This is a genomic window from Streptomyces sp. NPDC020379 (genome assembly GCF_044387105.1).
In the GTDB taxonomy this organism is placed as follows: Bacteria; Actinomycetota; Actinomycetes; order Streptomycetales; family Streptomycetaceae; genus Streptomyces.
Map to the genome: position 1 here is coordinate 353,116 of NZ_JBIRVR010000002.1, position 13,112 is coordinate 366,227.

The window sequence follows — 13,112 nt, forward strand, 5'->3', positions numbered from 1 at the left end:
CCCTTACGCTATGGGGCGAGCCGACAGGTCTGTTAGCAGAAGGAGTTAGGGCTATCGCATACCAGCTTCGTAGGAGCAGACAGGCCATGCGCCAGGTCCCTGGCCCGCAAGTGCCTTCTCGGCGATGCGTATCTGTTCCTCGCGCGAAGCGTTCTGTGGCATGCCGGTGCCGCCGTACTCACGCCAGGTGTCGGGGCTGAACTGGAGGCCGCCGTAGTAGCCGTTGCCGGTGTTGGTCCCCCAGTTGCCTGAGGATTCGCACTGGGCGAGGCGATCCCACTTGCCACTGCCGGATTGTGCGTGGGTCGCCTGGGGCTTGGCATGGCGTGGAGTGCGGTCGCGCGGCTTCTGTTCGCTCTCGCCTGTGGAGGACGTGGGGAAGCTGGTGGGGAGTAGGAGGTTCTGGCCCGGCAGGATGCTGTCGGGGTCGGGGCCGACAGCCTTCCGGTTCATCTCATAGACGCGTTGCCAGCGGGTGGCGTCGCCGAGCTGCTGGTCGGCGATAAGGCTGAGTGTGTCGCCCGTGCGGACTGTGTAGGTGCTGAGTGACGGCTTCTCGGCGGCCTGCCGTGTGGTGGATGTGGTGCTGGGTTCTGCCTGGGCGGATGCCTGCTCTGTGGAGACGGCGAGCGTGGCGGCGGTGATCGCGGGCAGGAGTGCGACGGCGAACTTGGGGTGCATGAGGGTGTCTTCCTTGTCGGTGCTGCGGGCGCGCGGAACAGCCCCTGGCAACACCGCCAGGGGCTGTGTGCTGTCAGAGCTGGACGGAGTTGTCCGTCGAGGCGCCGGGGGTTACGACCGGGGTGAAGCTCTGGGAAGCCTGCGCCGGGGCCGGGGCCGGGGCCGGAGTCGGCGCGGGGGCGGGGGTGATCTTGTGGTTGGCGGTGACCCGGACCCGGGATTCCAGGCCGATGATCAGCACCAGGAGGGTATTCAGGCCGCCGATGATGACTTCGTTGACCTCGATACCGGCCAGGGCGGGGACGCAGTGCACGAGCGCTGTCAGGAATCCGACAACCAGGGTGCGGGTGAGGATGGGATTGTCCTTGATGTACTGGCGCAACGTCAGTCTCCTTCAGAAGTACGGTGGTAGAGGGGTGAGTCGGGGGGCTCGGGTCTTTCGGGTTCGATTCCGGCGGCGCGGAGCTGGTACTCGTATCCGGCGGCGACGCCCCGCCAGTAGTTGAGGAGGGCTTCCAGCTCGCGGGTTTGCTGTGCGAGATCCTCGCGCCATTGCGCGATGTCTTCCATGTGCTCGCGTCTGGTGCGGTTGTAGCCGTCACGGCGCGCCCGCATGCCCTGGAATATTGCTGTGACGAGGGAGCCGAGACCGGCGCTGAGCATGGCTGCGAGCGCGGTCAAGTCGTTCACTGCATGAGCCTCTGCCAGGTCACCGGGCCCACGTCTCCGTCGGCGTCGCTGCCGCTCCAGCCCTGGTCGCGCTGGAAGGCCCTCACGCCCGCGCGGGTGGTGTCTCCGTAGTAGTCCGAGGGACCGTAGGAGAGGTAGCTGTCGTAGCCGTGGCGGATCAGGGCCTGGTCGACGGCAAGCACCTGGGGGCCGCTGGCGCCGTAGCTGACCTCATCATTGCCCGGGAATTCCATGGCGTTGGTGCCCAGGAGCTGGTGCAGGGTAGTGGGCCCTGGAATGCCGTCGGCGTCCTTGCCGCTGAGGCCGAGAGACTTCTGATAGGCCGCGTACGCCTTGGTGTCGGCGTCGGTCCAGCGGGGCCCAGGGCCCTCGGAGTATGCACTGCCGAATCCCTTGGCGACGAGGGCCTGGCCGACGCGGGTGACCTGGCTGCCGTACGCGCCAGGCCCGTAGGCGGCGCCGTCGATGGTGACCTGGTAGTGGCCGATGCCGCCGTCGGCAGGCGGCTTGGGCTTGCTGGGCTGCCCGCCGCCGGGAGCGGCGTTGAACAGGGCGTCGGGGGCGATTGCGCCGGGGTCCCCGTGGTCGTTGCCCGGGATATTGGCGTGGCAGTAGTGGCCGCCATCGTTCTCCCAGGTATCACGGTCACGCCGGGAGTCGCCCGGGTACTCCGGAGGGTCGCCCATGGGGAAGGTGTCGGGGATGTCCCAGGAGCGGATTGCCTTCATCAGAGCCGCAAAATTGGGGCCAGGCTTCCAGTAGTCGGTAAAGGGGCTCGCAGCCCGTGCCAGGACTTCAATCTGGATGCAGGCTGCGCCGGTGCGGTTGGTGCGGATGTCGCCGTCGTTGCGCAGCGCGCGGGCTGACTGGTCGAGGGGACCGAACTGGCCGAGTCGGTCGGTGGTGGGGTCGTAGAGGATGTGGGGCTGGACGCTGTCCTCGATGAGGCCGGATGCGACGTTGTCGAATGCCTGGTCGCCGTTGCCGGTTTCGGTGCTGTGCCAGACGACGCGGGCGGGGAGTTCGGGCGAGTCCATGTCGCCGCCGATATCGCCGTTTCCGAGGTCTTCGGCTTCGGGGATCCATCGTGTGCTCATGCCATTCCTTCAAGGATTTCAGCGTGCGGGCTTGTCATAGGTGGAGAGGGAGGCTGCCGCGTCATCGGACAGTCCAGGCGAGCCGAAGTGGCGGTAGTCGAGGGTGGCTCGCGCCTGGGAGGTCGTCGGCTCCACCGCGCCTCCCCGGTTCGGGTTGGCCTTGCGGAGGGTGCCGTCGGTCAGTCCGTAGCTGAGCTCGTCGACCAGCGGGCCTCGCGGGATGTAAACCATCAGTTCGCCTCGGTCTTCGGGATGCGCGGCGGCTTGGTGGTGCGCTTGGTGCTGCCGAGTTTCGATTTCGAGCGGTCGTTGAAAAGGTTGTCCAGGCGCCCTCGGGCGAGGAGTGCGAGGTCGTCGCTGACGGTGTACTTCACGTTGTCACCGCGTCCGGAGCGCCTGCGGTCAAAGAGGGACATGGGCTTATCGGCCATGACTGGGCTTCCTTTCAGCGAGGGGGAAAGCGGCGTCCGGGTGAAAGGCATCGGCGAGGGTGGGACTGGACTTCCGGCGCAGACGACTGGGGCGGGGGGCTGTCCAGGGGCCCGGCGCGATCGTGGTCGTGTAGGCGCTGAGCAGGTCACTGAGCTGGCGCTCGCGCAGGGTGCGCCAGGGATCAGGTGTGTGGGTCACGACGTCACTTCCAGGTGGGCAGGAGCTGCCGCAGTGCCTGCCGCTGGGCGGGGTCGGCATCCTGAGGTGTGGTGCCGGTACTGCCGGAGCTGGTCGGTGCCGGTGTCGGCTGCTCGGGAGAGCCCTGGGCGGTCCATCGCCGCCCCTGGCGCTGGTACTCGATGCCGGTCATCGGATGGAAATCGGCGGGCCATTGGTAGTCGCTGGGTGTCATGCGACTGCCCTTGTGCACGCCCCGGAGGTAGGGGCGAGTGTTGTTGCGCTCGGCCGTGCGCAGGGACTGGTTACTGAGGCGGTCGGCGCGGCGGGAGGTGAACGTGGCGATGTAGCCGTCGGGGTATTCGGCTTCGGGGAGTCGGCCTTTGGTCATGCCGGAGCGTGCGATGGCGATGTCGCGGGCGCCGGTGATGTGGGTGCTGCCACCGCCGCCGTATACCGGGTTGCCTCCGCTGGGGAGTTGGTAGGGCGTGGAGTAGAGGATGTCGCTCACGGTCGGCTCCCGGTTGTTGCCTGGCGGTTGGTGACGGGGTTGCTGCCCGTGTAGTTGCCGGGACGTGTCGTGGTGGAGGCGGGCGGGGCGGACGGCTGCGGTGTGGTGGGTCGGGTGATGGTGCTCTGCGGAGCTGGGGGTGTCGGGGTGAGGGCGCCGCCGATGATGTTGCCCATGGGTGAGGTGCGCTGCATGGGCTGCGGCTGTCCGGTGAGGATGTTGCTGACCTCGCCGGGGACCTTGCCGAATTGGGTCTGGCTCAGGAGTCCGGCGGTGTAGGCGCTGGTGTCGGGCATGGCTCCTCGTCAGCGGTTGAAGACCGGGTTGGATGCGTCGTCGTCGGGTGCCGACGGGGAACTGTTGCTGGTGCCGGTGTGTGAGCCGGTGATCATTCCGGCGCCGAACTGGGCGGGGCTGAGCAGGCTGCTGGCGCCTTCGGAGGCGGCTGCTCCTGCGGCGCGACCGGCAACGGCGCGTCCTAGGACGGGGAGGGCGGCGCGGGCGGCCAGGATGAGGGGGAGCATGTCACTTGCCCGAGGTGTCGAAGTAGAACTTCGATGGGATGGTGTGGACGTTGCGGCCGGTCTCGCCTGCGAGGGGTGTGTTGCTCACCTGCCGGTATGCCTTGATACCGCCGATTCCGGTGCGGTCGACCTTGCCGGTGCGGTGGCCGGTGGCGTGCTCGGGGTAGTCGGTGCCGCCCTTGGCGTTGCCGGTGCGGGGGACCGTGATACCAGCCTGGGGCTGGACGAAGGCCGGGTGTTCGCGGGCCATGGACTTGCCCATGGTGGCGAACTGTCCACTGGAGATGATGTGCTCGCTCATACGGCCTCCTGGCCCGGGTACGTGGCTTTGCGGGTGTGGGGTGGTGGCGCTTCTGGGTGTGCGGCTGACGGTTACCGGGCGGTGTCGGTTACCTGGAACTGGAGCCCGGTTTTCTTCTGTCCTTGGATTTCGCTGTCGAAGAAGGCAATCGTGACCGCGAGGCAGTGTCCCTTGGGGGCTGCGTGTCCTTGGGCGATGGGCACGGCTTTCGCTGCCTGGTTGACTGCGGAGGCCCCGATGGCTCGGAGGGTGACGCGCTTCCCTTGGTAGATGCAGCGGGCCAGCATGGAGCCGAGGCTCGTTGCTGATGTGCCGGACTTCACCAGGAGGGTGATGTCCTCGGAATTCTGGTTGTTCATCTTGGCCGCTTCTGTCGGTATGTCTTGAAAGGACATTCCGAGAATAGGAGGCGGCACAGAATTAGTGGTAACAGCCGGGAGCTCCCACTGCTTCTGGAGTGGGAGCTCCCGGATACGCGTCAGGCTGCCTGCGGGGATCCCTGGTCAGCGGGTGCCACGTCTATGCTCTTGAGGACTTCGAGTTGCTGGGTGCTGACCCGCCCTGTGTGTCTTGCCGCTGCTGCCCGCGCCAGGGCGTAGGCGTCTGCCAGATTGTCGTTAAGAAAGTTAGCGCCCCAGCGGGTGCGGACTGCCTCCATCATTTCCTGCTTAGTGGCTGTTCCCTTGCCCGTGGTGAATTTCTTGAGAGTCGGCGGGGAGATGATCAGGGGGTGACGCCACGGATGTTGGCCAGCTACCTCTGCTATCGCCAATTTGACGATGCCGCCGAGCTCCCCCAGGGCCTCGCGCTGGAACTTTGCCCCGTGGGCGTAGCCTTCCATAGCGACCAGGGAAATCCCTCCGTGGGCGTAGCACACCTCGGAGAGCAGCATCTGCACATCCCGGTAGATGCGGGCAAGCCGGTCCGACTGGGACATGTAGTTCTTCGTCTCCCACTTCCGAGTTCTGGTCTCGTAGACCTCACTGGGGTGGCAGTAGACGGCGAAGGCAAATCCGGAGTAGCTCTGATCGATACCGATGAAGGGGTGCATGGCGGCCGTCAGCCGATCTTGCGGTGTGGGGAAGCGGGCACGTATGCCGACTGCTTCTGGGTGTGGGCGTAGCACTTCGTGCACACCAGGCGTACGACGGCTCCCCGTTCCATGAGTCCGAGGATCTGGATCGGGGTCCAGGTGTGGGGCCCGTAGTCCGTACAGGTCTGGGGCAGCCGCAGCACACCGCTGTCGTTCTGTGCGCCTGTTGGCGGGAGGAGGCGGTAGAGGTCTGCGGAGAAGCGGCGGGTGAGGATGGTGGTGCGGTGTCCGCGCTTGTCGAGTTTTTTGTATCCGGCGCGGACGCGTTCCCGGACTGAAAACGTATTGTCGGTGACAACGGCGTGGACGTGCTCGTGGTCGAATGCGGTGATTTTCAGGGTGCGTCCGGCCCTGCGGGGGTCTTTGCACATCCAGAGCTGGCCGATTGCGAGGCCGGTCACGAGTCCTCCTGGCTGGTGGGATGCTGCTGTGGTCCGTGTGGTGGTCTGCTGGTGAGGAGGCAGGCACGCGCGCTGGCATGGGCATCGCGGTGGGCGCGGGGCTCGCGTCCTCGGTTGTCGACGGGGGCGCGGTGGTCAGGTGGTCCGGTGACGGCGGCGTGGGGGTGGGGGTGTTTCTGTGTAGGGAGCGCAGTCACCGCATCCTCCGTGCGGGCACGGTGGCGGATTGTGGGTACCCAGGCGCTGTTTGATGTCGTGGGCCATGGCGATGCGGTCGGCGATTGCGTCGGGATTCGCCTGGACGGTGAAGGACTTCACGTCCTGGTTGAACTTGGACTCATAGATGTATTCCATGCCGTCGATGTCGATCCCGGCCTTGCGGGCGAGCCACATGTAGATCTGGCCCTGGCGGATGTGCGACGGGAAGGGGGTACGGGTATCTGCCCAGACCTTCTTGAGATCGACCATCTCGGAGCCGTCCGGCAGGGTCAGGGTGTGCCTGGCCAGGAGTCTGGGGTACTCGAACCGGTAGGTCCCCTCCCCCACCGTTTTGATTTCGAGAAGCTTCCGGATCGGCCTGAGCAGGCCATCGGCGTGCCCGGCGATCTGGAATCCCGCAATATCCTTGACGGGGACTTCGGCGTACTCCAGGGCGGTACTGGAGCACCCGTCACATGAAGCGGGACTGACAGCCCACCAGATATGCGCGCAGTGGAGGCACTTGAAGTTCCCTTCGAGCCAGCCGAGTTGCCAGGCGCGGTTCTGCCATTTCCGGTGGGCCTCGTGGCCAGTGTCGAAGACGTTGAGGGTCTGGAAGCCGAAGGTCTTCCTGTGGTGAACGCCTGTCTCAATGCGGAGATAGGTGGCGCGGGGGCACCAGTCGGCCTTGGCCATCTCCGACGGGTGGATGATGTCCTGCCGTCGTGATGTGTCGGCCTGGTGCTGGGTGATGACGTGTGCGCGGGCCTCAGACAAGAAGGACTTGTCCGTCCGGCGTGACTCGAAATGGGAGTTCAAGCTGACGGGGGCGGGGGTTTTCCTGCGCCGGAGGGCGGGTGTCTTGGGAAGCTGCTTCACGCTGGACGAGCTCCTCGTGCGGGATCGCGTTCTCGACATGCCAGTGATGCGGCTGGTGACGGAATTTCCTGCGCATCCATACCAGTTGGATTTCGGTGAGTCCTGCCCAGACCCCGTGCCGCTCGTTGTTGATCATTGCCTGGGTCAGGCACTCCTGGCGCATGGGGCAGACGACTCCGTCGGCTTCCCCGTTACAAATGGCACGGGCCTCGTCCGGGTCGTCGAACCACGGGTCGTGGTTTGCGTCAGGGGTCCGGGACTTGCGGCACTTGGCTTCGAGGGCCGGGATGCCGTTGGCGCTCCAGTCGGGTGCTTTCTTGCGGGAGAAGAGTGCCATTCACCGCTCGTCCGGTGTGGGCTGCCCATCGTCCATGGCGTCGAGGCGGTCGAGGATTCGTGTCAGGCTACGGCGGTCCCCGAAGGTGTTGATCAGGATGACGATCGCGTTGAGGACGAGCGATCCGATCAGGACCCACAAGTAGATCTCGATGCTCATGGGATCCCCCAGTTTGTAGTGCTTCTGGTGCTCTGTCTGCGGGTGACACTATGCGGTGGGTAATTCGCATGTCGCGTGCGGGAGTTACTCACCTGCATCACGGACAGGTAAAGGATTTCCGGGTCATGGCAGCACAGTGCCCTGGAGACATCGTGCGTCTCCAGGGCACTGATCGCGAGCTGCTCAGGCCAGGCAGTCAAGCGCCATGTTTCTGAGGATGTCGGCTACTTCGGACAGGCTTCGGGCCGTGCCGATGTCCTCCTCCGTGGCGTATGTGGAGCCCAGCTGCTCAGCACGCTCTTCGCATGCGAGGGCCAGCGATTCCAGGGTTTCCATCGTCACATGCTCGTCGGCCATGTCCGGCTCCTTAGTGAATATGACCGCCTTCGCGGCACGGTAATTCGCTTCCCCGCATCCCCCTGGTGAGGCACCCGGAAGGCAAAGGAGAGCGCAGAGGGCACGCCAGTCAGCTCGCACGCACCAGGTCGAGCTTGGCGGTGTCGGCGGTGGGGCAGGGCCACGGCGTGATGAGCCCCCGGCAGCGCTGTCCGTTCCAGCCGGAGCACTCGGTGCACACCTCGATGCCGCCTCGGAGCAGCGGCTGGTGGAGCCGGGCGAGAGCGGTCCGCAGCCGCAGCGCCTCCGCTGCGCGCCGCTGCGGCCCCTTTGAGGGCCGTGGGCGGCGCGATGCGGGCCGACCGGCCAGTGCCTGGACTCCGCGCCGCAGACGGTCGGCTTCGGGCGCTGTGAGACCGCCGGGGCGTTCGGCCCGGTTAGCGAGCACCAACAACTGTTCAACCGTAATGAGTTGACTGGTCACAGGGTTCCTTTAGCTGACGCGGTTGACGATCTGGTGAATGCTCTGGCTGCCCGGGGACTGGTTGCGGGCTGGGGTGGGTGGGCCGTCCGAGGGTCCGGCTATCAGTCCGCTGGTGGAGTGCAGCTTGGGATAGCCGCAGTCGAAGCACCGGGGATTTTGGGGGGCGTTGGGCGGGGCCATGTAGTGGCCGGAGCCGCACCCGGGGCAGGTGGACAGCTGGCGTACCGAGGGTGATGTGGCGGGGGCGGGCCTGAGGTGCCGGGGAGGAGGTGCGGAGACGGCGGGTCCGGGTGTGGCGGGGGCCCCGCTGCCGACGACCCGGTCCCAGAATCCGCTCACCGGCGGACCCGGCGCGGTGCGTGTGTGATGACACCCTTGTCGATCAGATTCGCCACGATGGCCACGGACAGCGCGTTCATCTGGCTGACGATCTGGGTGACCGCCTGCTCCCATTCTTCCGTGGATTTGTCGACGTGCGCAGCGTCTTCAGGGGCGAGCTGGTACGCGCCCTCGGCCCACAGGCGGCAGTACATCTCGATCAGAGGCCGCAGGGGGGCGACCAGTTCCATCCGGGCCTGGGATGCCCTGGCTTCCATATCCAGCACGTCTGGGCTGCGCCGGGGCTGCCCGAGGCGCTCCAGGAGCGCAAGGAGGTTCTCGTCGATCGTCTCGACGGAGTCCATGAGGAGCTCGGTCTGGAGCGAGCTGGCAGTGGCGGCGATGAACGGCTCAGTCACGGCGTATTCCTGGGTCTATGCGGCGGGCGGTTGGTTGTTGGCTTCGGCGAGTGCGCGGGCGACAGCCTCCCGCAGCTCAGCGACGCTGTTGTGCCGCTCCCATGCCTCGGTTTGGACTCCCTGGAGCAGCCGTGCGGCATCGTCCTGACTGGGCGGACGTACACCCCAGTCCTCCTCCAGGTCGCGAGCCTTGACCGTCTCCACGTGGTACTTCGTCTCGGTGCCTGCGCCGGTCTTGGAGACGGCGAAGTACAGGACGGGATTGGTCAGAGGTCCGCGCTTGCGGTCGTTGGCGAAGGCGCGAAGCTGGTCGCTTACGGTCTTGCCTGCCTCCCAGACCCCGTTTTCCCAGGTGCCCTTGGCCTCGTCGTAGCAGGCCACGTTGAATACTGCGACCTTCCGGGGACGGTGGCCGAGGTCGTCGCATGGGGGGCATCCGGTGGCGCGGCCCCGAAAGGAGCGGCGTCCTGTGGTGAACTCCCGGAACCAGTGGATGTGATAGCTGTCGAAGGGCTCGTTTGCGAGCACCTTCAAAAGTGTGGGGATGCTGGAGAGTTGCAGGCGTAGGGCGTTCTTCGCTTCGTAACTGGTTTCTCCGGGTCCGGCGACCTGGTCGTAGGCGTCCCATCCCCCGTGCGCCGCCTGGGCGCCTTCGGTGGCGGTGTGCTGGTCCTGAGCGGGGGGCTGGTATGCCGGGGTGGTGGGATCAACGTATCCGGGCGGTGTGTCGTGCTCGGCGTCGTGGTGCCTGGGGGCGCTGGGCTGGTTCTGGTCTGCATATCGGGGATATGGCATGAGTCAAGTCCTTGGGCGGTGCGGCCGGTGCAGGCCGGGGCCGGTGCGGGTGAACGTGGTCTCCTCAGTGGCGGTCCGCAGCGTTTCGAGGAGACATCTCATGGTCCCTCTAATGCCGTTGAGGGTGTTTGCCTCGCGGTGGCGCGTGCTTGCGGCGGCTCACGCAGCCTGGTCCTGGCTCTGCGGCCGGGCGGCAAGAGCGTGGAAGAGCTCGATCACCCGCTCGGAGAATTTGGTGTCGGAGATGTGGATGCCCTCCCCCTGGTGATGAAGGATCCCCTCCTCGTCGGCGATGCGCAGTATGCCTTCGACCTGCTCGCGGGTGTAGAGCCGTCGGTTTCCGCGCTCGCTCTTGCCCTTGATGACGAAGGTAGGGGCGGGGATGATGCCGCTGCTCTCCCATTTGCGGATGGTGACGGGTGAGCGGTGGAGGGCGCTGGCGAGCTGGCCGATGGTGAAGAACTCGCGCCATTCGGTGCCGACGCGCAGGAGGCGGGGCTGGGCGTCCCAGGTGGGCTCGACGGGCGTGGGAGCCACGAGCTGCATGGTGTGAGGATCGACGGCACGGATACGGCGGGAGGAACCCGGGTAGTAGGCGTGGACGTCGCCGCTCTGGGTGTTGCCTTCGACGGACTTGAAGTGCCGGATTCCAGCCATCACTGGCCTGCCCGGACGAAGCGGTAGGACGTCTCCTCGGGGAAGATGGCGTCGACCTCGTCCTCCGTCAGCAGGTCCTCCTGGAGGAGGACGTGGACCTCCTGCGGGTCGAAGGTCCGGCGGTGAGGGAAGAGCCGGTCGAGGAGCCCTTTCTCCAGGGCGATGCGCTCGGCGGTGTCTTCGTCGGCCGTACGCCGCCGGGAGCACTCCAACTTCAGTGCCGTGAACGGTTTTCCCGAGACCTCGTAGGAAGTGCCGAGGTCGATGATGTAGGAGCCGTTGGCGTCCCGGATTCCGAACTCCTGGAGATCGGCGGAAAGGGACTTCTTCAGGTTCTCAAGGATCCTGGTCTCGGCTTCTATCCGCGACTTGATGAGTGCCCACTTGGCTGCCTTTCCCCGGAAGGCGGCTTCAGGGGCTTCATTCTGGCTGCTGCTTGCATCAGGGGTGTCGGCATCGAAAAAAGGCATGAGGGTGCTCCTGAGGATACGTCGGCGGGCGCGGGTTAGGCGGCGCGCATTCAGCCGCAGAAGTGGGTTCGGGATATCTCCTCCCGACACCGACGACACTACAACAGCCCTGTTGGTGCCCTGCTAATGAAGAATTCCGGTCAAACGCTTTCGTTAGCAGAGCCAAACGTTTGGTGTTCCGGGAGGCGTTGCTACTGCTGGACCAAACGCTCCGCGAATACTGACGATGTGTTTGACGGGGCTTAAACCTCCCGGCCGCGTGCCGTATGTCACATCGGATTACGGGAGCGGGGGCGCTGGTACCAGGCCGCCAACTCTGCCTCCATCACCGCCCGGTGCTCCGCCGCCCTGGGGTCAGGCGTGCGCCCGGAACCGGCATCCTGCGCATGCTGCTCTGGCGACCGAGGGCCCCCGAAGCTTCCCGTGGGCAGTTCCTCCGCCAGCAGCTTCTCCCACGTCACGCAGCGTCCTGCGCGTGAGTGTTCTCCAGGTAGCGGCGGGAGGCATCGCGGCGCCTTTCCATCTCGCGCTCCGTCGTCCCGGCATCCGGCGCGGGGTGGCCGAGCGCGGCGTCCACCCGGTGGCGGTGCGCAGCGCGGGGCTTGCCTCCGGGGGTGCGGCAGGGTCGGCCTGTCCGTGCGCTGCACGTGGGGCAGTCCCTGCCGAGCGGGCCGGGGCGGCGTACGGCGGCGACCTGCTCGGCTGCCGAGCCGTTCTCGACCGTGTGGCCGACGCCTTCGAGGAAGCGGGCGAGCTGCGGGTGCGGCGGGCCGGTGAGGGCCGGGCGTGCCGAGGGAGAGGGCTGGCGGCCGGATGCGACGGCGGCCAGTTGGTGGCGGCGGTGGGTGAGGTACTGCTGGGGGCTTTCGTCGGGGTCGCCGTCGTAGGAGAAATTCTCCAGGCGTTCGCTGCGGATCGTTTTGCGGAGGGTGCGCACGTCGTGCGGCTGGATCCACAGGCGCTGTCCGGGGTCGCGTGGCGGGGTGCCGTAGTAGCGGGCGACGGCGGCCAGGGCGTCCTCGTCGAACGGGACATCGCGCAGGGCGGCGGACCATCCCTCACTCGCGGCGCGGGAGGGCTGCCGGTTGTCGAATGCGGCGCAGTGGGCCAGGAGGCGCCCGGCTTCGGCGGGGGTCATCGCGTCTCCCGGTCCATCTCAGCGATCAGGGCGTAGTGGTCGGCGACGCGGCGGTCCGTGCCGGTGGGGTGCAGGCCGCCCGGCAGCTGAGGAGTGCCGGAGGGCCTGGACGGCTTGCGGAGCTCGGCATACGCGTAGGTCAGGGTGCCGCCGGTGACGGGCTTGCTGAGCTCGCCGAGCCGCTCCATGGCGCGCCACAGCTCGCGGGGGTCATTGCCGTTGTCGAGGGCGTCGGCGATGGTCGCGCGCACGGACCTCCGGCCCTGTGCGGTACGGCGCCCGTAGCGCTCCCACCATGCGGCCAGGATCTGGTCCGCCAGTGCGGGGGCCTGTGGGGCGGTCTGCGGAGCAGTGGAGGAAGGGGCTGGGGACGGGGGTTGCGAGGGGGTTCGTGAGGGGGGTGCGGTGGGGGGTGTGAGTTCGGCGCACAGGGTCTGGACGTGCAGGATGACCTGCTGCCGGACGGACGGGGCCGTGCCGGTGGTGACGTCTGCGAGGTCGCTCAGGGGGAGGCGCTCGACATCAGCCAGGAGTCGCGCCCGCAGGGTTGGTGAGGTGATCTGGCGGGCGGCGCGGACCATGGCTCCCATCACGCGCGGCTGTTTCCAGGTCCTCGTGAGACGGGCATAGCCGCAGATGAGCAGTTCGTCCGTGGTGTGGTCCACGGCGACGAGGTCGGCGTGGACGAGGGCCTGGAGGGTCTCGCGGAGGCTGGCGGGAGTCAGCCCGCTGGCTGTCTGTGCCCAGCGGCTGAGGGTCAGGGGCAGGATGCCCGCGTGAGTGACATCGGGCTGGCAGACGACGAAGAAATAGAGCCGCTGCGCCTTTTCGTCGAGCTTCAGGAATTGGGGGTTGTCCCATATTTCGGCGTCGATCCTGCCGTGTCCGCGTGGCATCCCGGGGCCTTTCATCTGGTGCAGAGAAGCTGCTGCCTGACACCGGAGACTAGGCAGCGGGAGGCCCCTGGCTCAACTGGGGATCAACTCATTTCCGCAAGTTGATAAGCACTGTTCTG

Annotated in this window: 24 protein-coding genes; all 24 read right to left on the reverse strand. The window is 66.6% G+C overall.

Annotation, left to right across the window (positions count from 1 at the left end; genetic code table 11):
- Window positions 1–51: 51 nt before the first annotated feature.
- The 24 genes from ACH427_RS04065 to ACH427_RS04180 all read right to left on the reverse strand — a co-directional run bounded on the left by ACH427_RS04065 (window position 52) and on the right by ACH427_RS04180 (window position 12,993).
- Entirely contained in the window at window positions 52–681 is a 630-nt protein-coding gene (locus tag ACH427_RS04065) for a transglycosylase family protein (protein ID WP_398867788.1), read from the reverse strand.
- Window positions 682–754: 73 nt separating this feature from the next.
- Complete coding sequence (locus tag ACH427_RS04070) at window positions 755–1,063, reverse strand: hypothetical protein (protein ID WP_398867789.1); 309 nt, start codon at window positions 1,061–1,063, stop codon at window positions 755–757.
- A 2-nt stretch (window positions 1,064–1,065) separates the two neighbouring features.
- Window positions 1,066–1,371 (reverse strand): hypothetical protein, encoded by a 306-nt coding sequence (locus ACH427_RS04075; RefSeq protein ID WP_398867790.1) that lies wholly within the window; start codon window positions 1,369–1,371, stop codon window positions 1,066–1,068.
- Complete coding sequence (locus ACH427_RS04080) at window positions 1,368–2,468, reverse strand: peptidoglycan-binding protein (RefSeq protein WP_398867791.1); 1,101 nt, start codon at window positions 2,466–2,468, stop codon at window positions 1,368–1,370. The genes ACH427_RS04075 and ACH427_RS04080 overlap by 4 nt, the downstream gene beginning before the upstream one ends.
- An 18-nt stretch (window positions 2,469–2,486) precedes the next feature.
- Window positions 2,487–2,699, reverse strand: a complete 213-nt coding sequence (locus ACH427_RS04085; protein WP_398867792.1) for a hypothetical protein — start codon at window positions 2,697–2,699, stop codon at window positions 2,487–2,489.
- Complete coding sequence (locus ACH427_RS04090) at window positions 2,699–2,899, reverse strand: hypothetical protein (RefSeq protein WP_398867793.1); 201 nt, start codon at window positions 2,897–2,899, stop codon at window positions 2,699–2,701. The genes ACH427_RS04085 and ACH427_RS04090 overlap by 1 nt, the downstream gene beginning before the upstream one ends.
- Window positions 2,900–3,102: 203 nt before the next feature.
- Window positions 3,103–3,588, reverse strand: a complete 486-nt coding sequence (locus tag ACH427_RS04095; protein WP_398867794.1) for a hypothetical protein — start codon at window positions 3,586–3,588, stop codon at window positions 3,103–3,105.
- Window positions 3,585–3,884, reverse strand: coding sequence for a hypothetical protein (locus ACH427_RS04100; RefSeq protein ID WP_398867795.1), 300 nt, complete (start codon window positions 3,882–3,884; stop codon window positions 3,585–3,587). The genes ACH427_RS04095 and ACH427_RS04100 overlap by 4 nt, the downstream gene beginning before the upstream one ends.
- A 9-nt stretch (window positions 3,885–3,893) precedes the next feature.
- Window positions 3,894–4,112 carry a hypothetical protein gene (locus tag ACH427_RS04105; protein ID WP_398867796.1) on the reverse strand — a complete coding sequence of 73 codons (219 nt, stop codon included), beginning with the start codon at window positions 4,110–4,112 and terminating at the stop codon, window positions 3,894–3,896.
- A 1-nt stretch (window position 4,113) separates the two neighbouring features.
- Window positions 4,114–4,413: a hypothetical protein gene (locus ACH427_RS04110; RefSeq protein ID WP_398867797.1), complete on the reverse strand. Its 300-nt coding sequence runs from the start codon at window positions 4,411–4,413 to the stop codon at window positions 4,114–4,116.
- Between the two features lie 71 nt (window positions 4,414–4,484).
- On the reverse strand, window positions 4,485–4,772 hold the full coding sequence (locus tag ACH427_RS04115; protein ID WP_398867798.1) for a stage V sporulation protein S: 288 nt from the start codon (window positions 4,770–4,772) through the stop codon (window positions 4,485–4,487).
- A 119-nt stretch (window positions 4,773–4,891) separates the two neighbouring features.
- Window positions 4,892–5,464 carry a hypothetical protein gene (locus tag ACH427_RS04120; protein WP_398867799.1) on the reverse strand — a complete coding sequence of 191 codons (573 nt, stop codon included), beginning with the start codon at window positions 5,462–5,464 and terminating at the stop codon, window positions 4,892–4,894.
- Window positions 5,465–5,472: 8 nt separating this feature from the next.
- The gene (locus ACH427_RS04125) at window positions 5,473–5,907 is read right to left on the reverse strand and encodes a hypothetical protein (RefSeq protein WP_398867800.1); all 435 of its coding nucleotides are present in this window, start codon (window positions 5,905–5,907) and stop codon (window positions 5,473–5,475) included.
- Window positions 5,908–6,042: 135 nt separating this feature from the next.
- The gene (locus ACH427_RS04130) at window positions 6,043–6,882 is read right to left on the reverse strand and encodes a hypothetical protein (protein WP_398867801.1); all 840 of its coding nucleotides are present in this window, start codon (window positions 6,880–6,882) and stop codon (window positions 6,043–6,045) included.
- A complete protein-coding gene (locus tag ACH427_RS04135) occupies window positions 6,875–7,321 on the reverse strand; it encodes a WhiB family transcriptional regulator (RefSeq protein ID WP_398867802.1) in 447 nt (148 codons plus the stop codon). The genes ACH427_RS04130 and ACH427_RS04135 overlap by 8 nt, the downstream gene beginning before the upstream one ends.
- Window positions 7,322–7,480, reverse strand: coding sequence for a hypothetical protein (locus ACH427_RS04140; RefSeq protein ID WP_398867803.1), 159 nt, complete (start codon window positions 7,478–7,480; stop codon window positions 7,322–7,324).
- 183 nt (window positions 7,481–7,663) lie between these two features.
- Window positions 7,664–7,837 carry a hypothetical protein gene (locus ACH427_RS04145; RefSeq protein WP_398867805.1) on the reverse strand — a complete coding sequence of 58 codons (174 nt, stop codon included), beginning with the start codon at window positions 7,835–7,837 and terminating at the stop codon, window positions 7,664–7,666.
- Window positions 7,838–7,946: 109 nt separating this feature from the next.
- Window positions 7,947–8,270, reverse strand: a complete 324-nt coding sequence (locus tag ACH427_RS04150; RefSeq protein WP_398867806.1) for a hypothetical protein — start codon at window positions 8,268–8,270, stop codon at window positions 7,947–7,949.
- Between the two features lie 365 nt (window positions 8,271–8,635).
- Window positions 8,636–9,037: a hypothetical protein gene (locus tag ACH427_RS04155; protein WP_398867807.1), complete on the reverse strand. Its 402-nt coding sequence runs from the start codon at window positions 9,035–9,037 to the stop codon at window positions 8,636–8,638.
- 15 nt (window positions 9,038–9,052) lie between these two features.
- Window positions 9,053–9,832: a hypothetical protein gene (locus ACH427_RS04160; protein ID WP_398867808.1), complete on the reverse strand. Its 780-nt coding sequence runs from the start codon at window positions 9,830–9,832 to the stop codon at window positions 9,053–9,055.
- 159 nt (window positions 9,833–9,991) lie between these two features.
- Window positions 9,992–10,489, reverse strand: coding sequence for a MerR family transcriptional regulator (locus ACH427_RS04165; protein ID WP_398867809.1), 498 nt, complete (start codon window positions 10,487–10,489; stop codon window positions 9,992–9,994).
- Window positions 10,489–10,959, reverse strand: a complete 471-nt coding sequence (locus ACH427_RS04170) for a hypothetical protein (RefSeq protein ID WP_398867810.1) — start codon at window positions 10,957–10,959, stop codon at window positions 10,489–10,491. The genes ACH427_RS04165 and ACH427_RS04170 overlap by 1 nt, the downstream gene beginning before the upstream one ends.
- Before the next feature lie 457 nt (window positions 10,960–11,416).
- Window positions 11,417–12,097 (reverse strand): hypothetical protein, encoded by a 681-nt coding sequence (locus tag ACH427_RS04175; protein ID WP_398867812.1) that lies wholly within the window; start codon window positions 12,095–12,097, stop codon window positions 11,417–11,419.
- Entirely contained in the window at window positions 12,094–12,993 is a 900-nt protein-coding gene (locus tag ACH427_RS04180; protein ID WP_398867813.1) for a hypothetical protein, read from the reverse strand. Before ACH427_RS04180 ends, ACH427_RS04175 begins: the two co-directional genes overlap by 4 nt.
- Between the last annotated feature and the right edge of the window lie 119 nt (window positions 12,994–13,112).

Coding starts and splice junctions, on each gene's coding strand:
- ACH427_RS04065 (WP_398867788.1), bottom strand. CDS start 681: ATGCACCCCAAGTTCGCCGTCGCACTCCTGCCCGCGATCACCGCCGCC.
- ACH427_RS04080 (WP_398867791.1), bottom strand. CDS start 2,468: ATGAGCACACGATGGATCCCCGAAGCCGAAGACCTCGGAAACGGCGAT.
- ACH427_RS04085 (WP_398867792.1), bottom strand. CDS start 2,699: ATGGTTTACATCCCGCGAGGCCCGCTGGTCGACGAGCTCAGCTACGGA.
- ACH427_RS04090 (WP_398867793.1), bottom strand. CDS start 2,899: ATGGCCGATAAGCCCATGTCCCTCTTTGACCGCAGGCGCTCCGGACGC.
- ACH427_RS04100 (WP_398867795.1), bottom strand. CDS start 3,884: ATGCCCGACACCAGCGCCTACACCGCCGGACTCCTGAGCCAGACCCAA.
- ACH427_RS04105 (WP_398867796.1), bottom strand. CDS start 4,112: ATGCTCCCCCTCATCCTGGCCGCCCGCGCCGCCCTCCCCGTCCTAGGA.
- ACH427_RS04110 (WP_398867797.1), bottom strand. CDS start 4,413: ATGAGCGAGCACATCATCTCCAGTGGACAGTTCGCCACCATGGGCAAG.
- ACH427_RS04115 (WP_398867798.1), bottom strand. CDS start 4,772: ATGAACAACCAGAATTCCGAGGACATCACCCTCCTGGTGAAGTCCGGC.
- ACH427_RS04120 (WP_398867799.1), bottom strand. CDS start 5,464: ATGCACCCCTTCATCGGTATCGATCAGAGCTACTCCGGATTTGCCTTC.
- ACH427_RS04135 (WP_398867802.1), bottom strand. CDS start 7,321: ATGGCACTCTTCTCCCGCAAGAAAGCACCCGACTGGAGCGCCAACGGC.
- ACH427_RS04140 (WP_398867803.1), bottom strand. CDS start 7,480: ATGAGCATCGAGATCTACTTGTGGGTCCTGATCGGATCGCTCGTCCTC.
- ACH427_RS04145 (WP_398867805.1), bottom strand. CDS start 7,837: ATGGCCGACGAGCATGTGACGATGGAAACCCTGGAATCGCTGGCCCTC.
- ACH427_RS04160 (WP_398867808.1), bottom strand. CDS start 9,832: ATGCCATATCCCCGATATGCAGACCAGAACCAGCCCAGCGCCCCCAGG.
- ACH427_RS04165 (WP_398867809.1), bottom strand. CDS start 10,489: ATGGCTGGAATCCGGCACTTCAAGTCCGTCGAAGGCAACACCCAGAGC.
- ACH427_RS04170 (WP_398867810.1), bottom strand. CDS start 10,959: ATGCCTTTTTTCGATGCCGACACCCCTGATGCAAGCAGCAGCCAGAAT.
- ACH427_RS04175 (WP_398867812.1), bottom strand. CDS start 12,097: ATGACCCCCGCCGAAGCCGGGCGCCTCCTGGCCCACTGCGCCGCATTC.
- ACH427_RS04180 (WP_398867813.1), bottom strand. CDS start 12,993: ATGCCACGCGGACACGGCAGGATCGACGCCGAAATATGGGACAACCCC.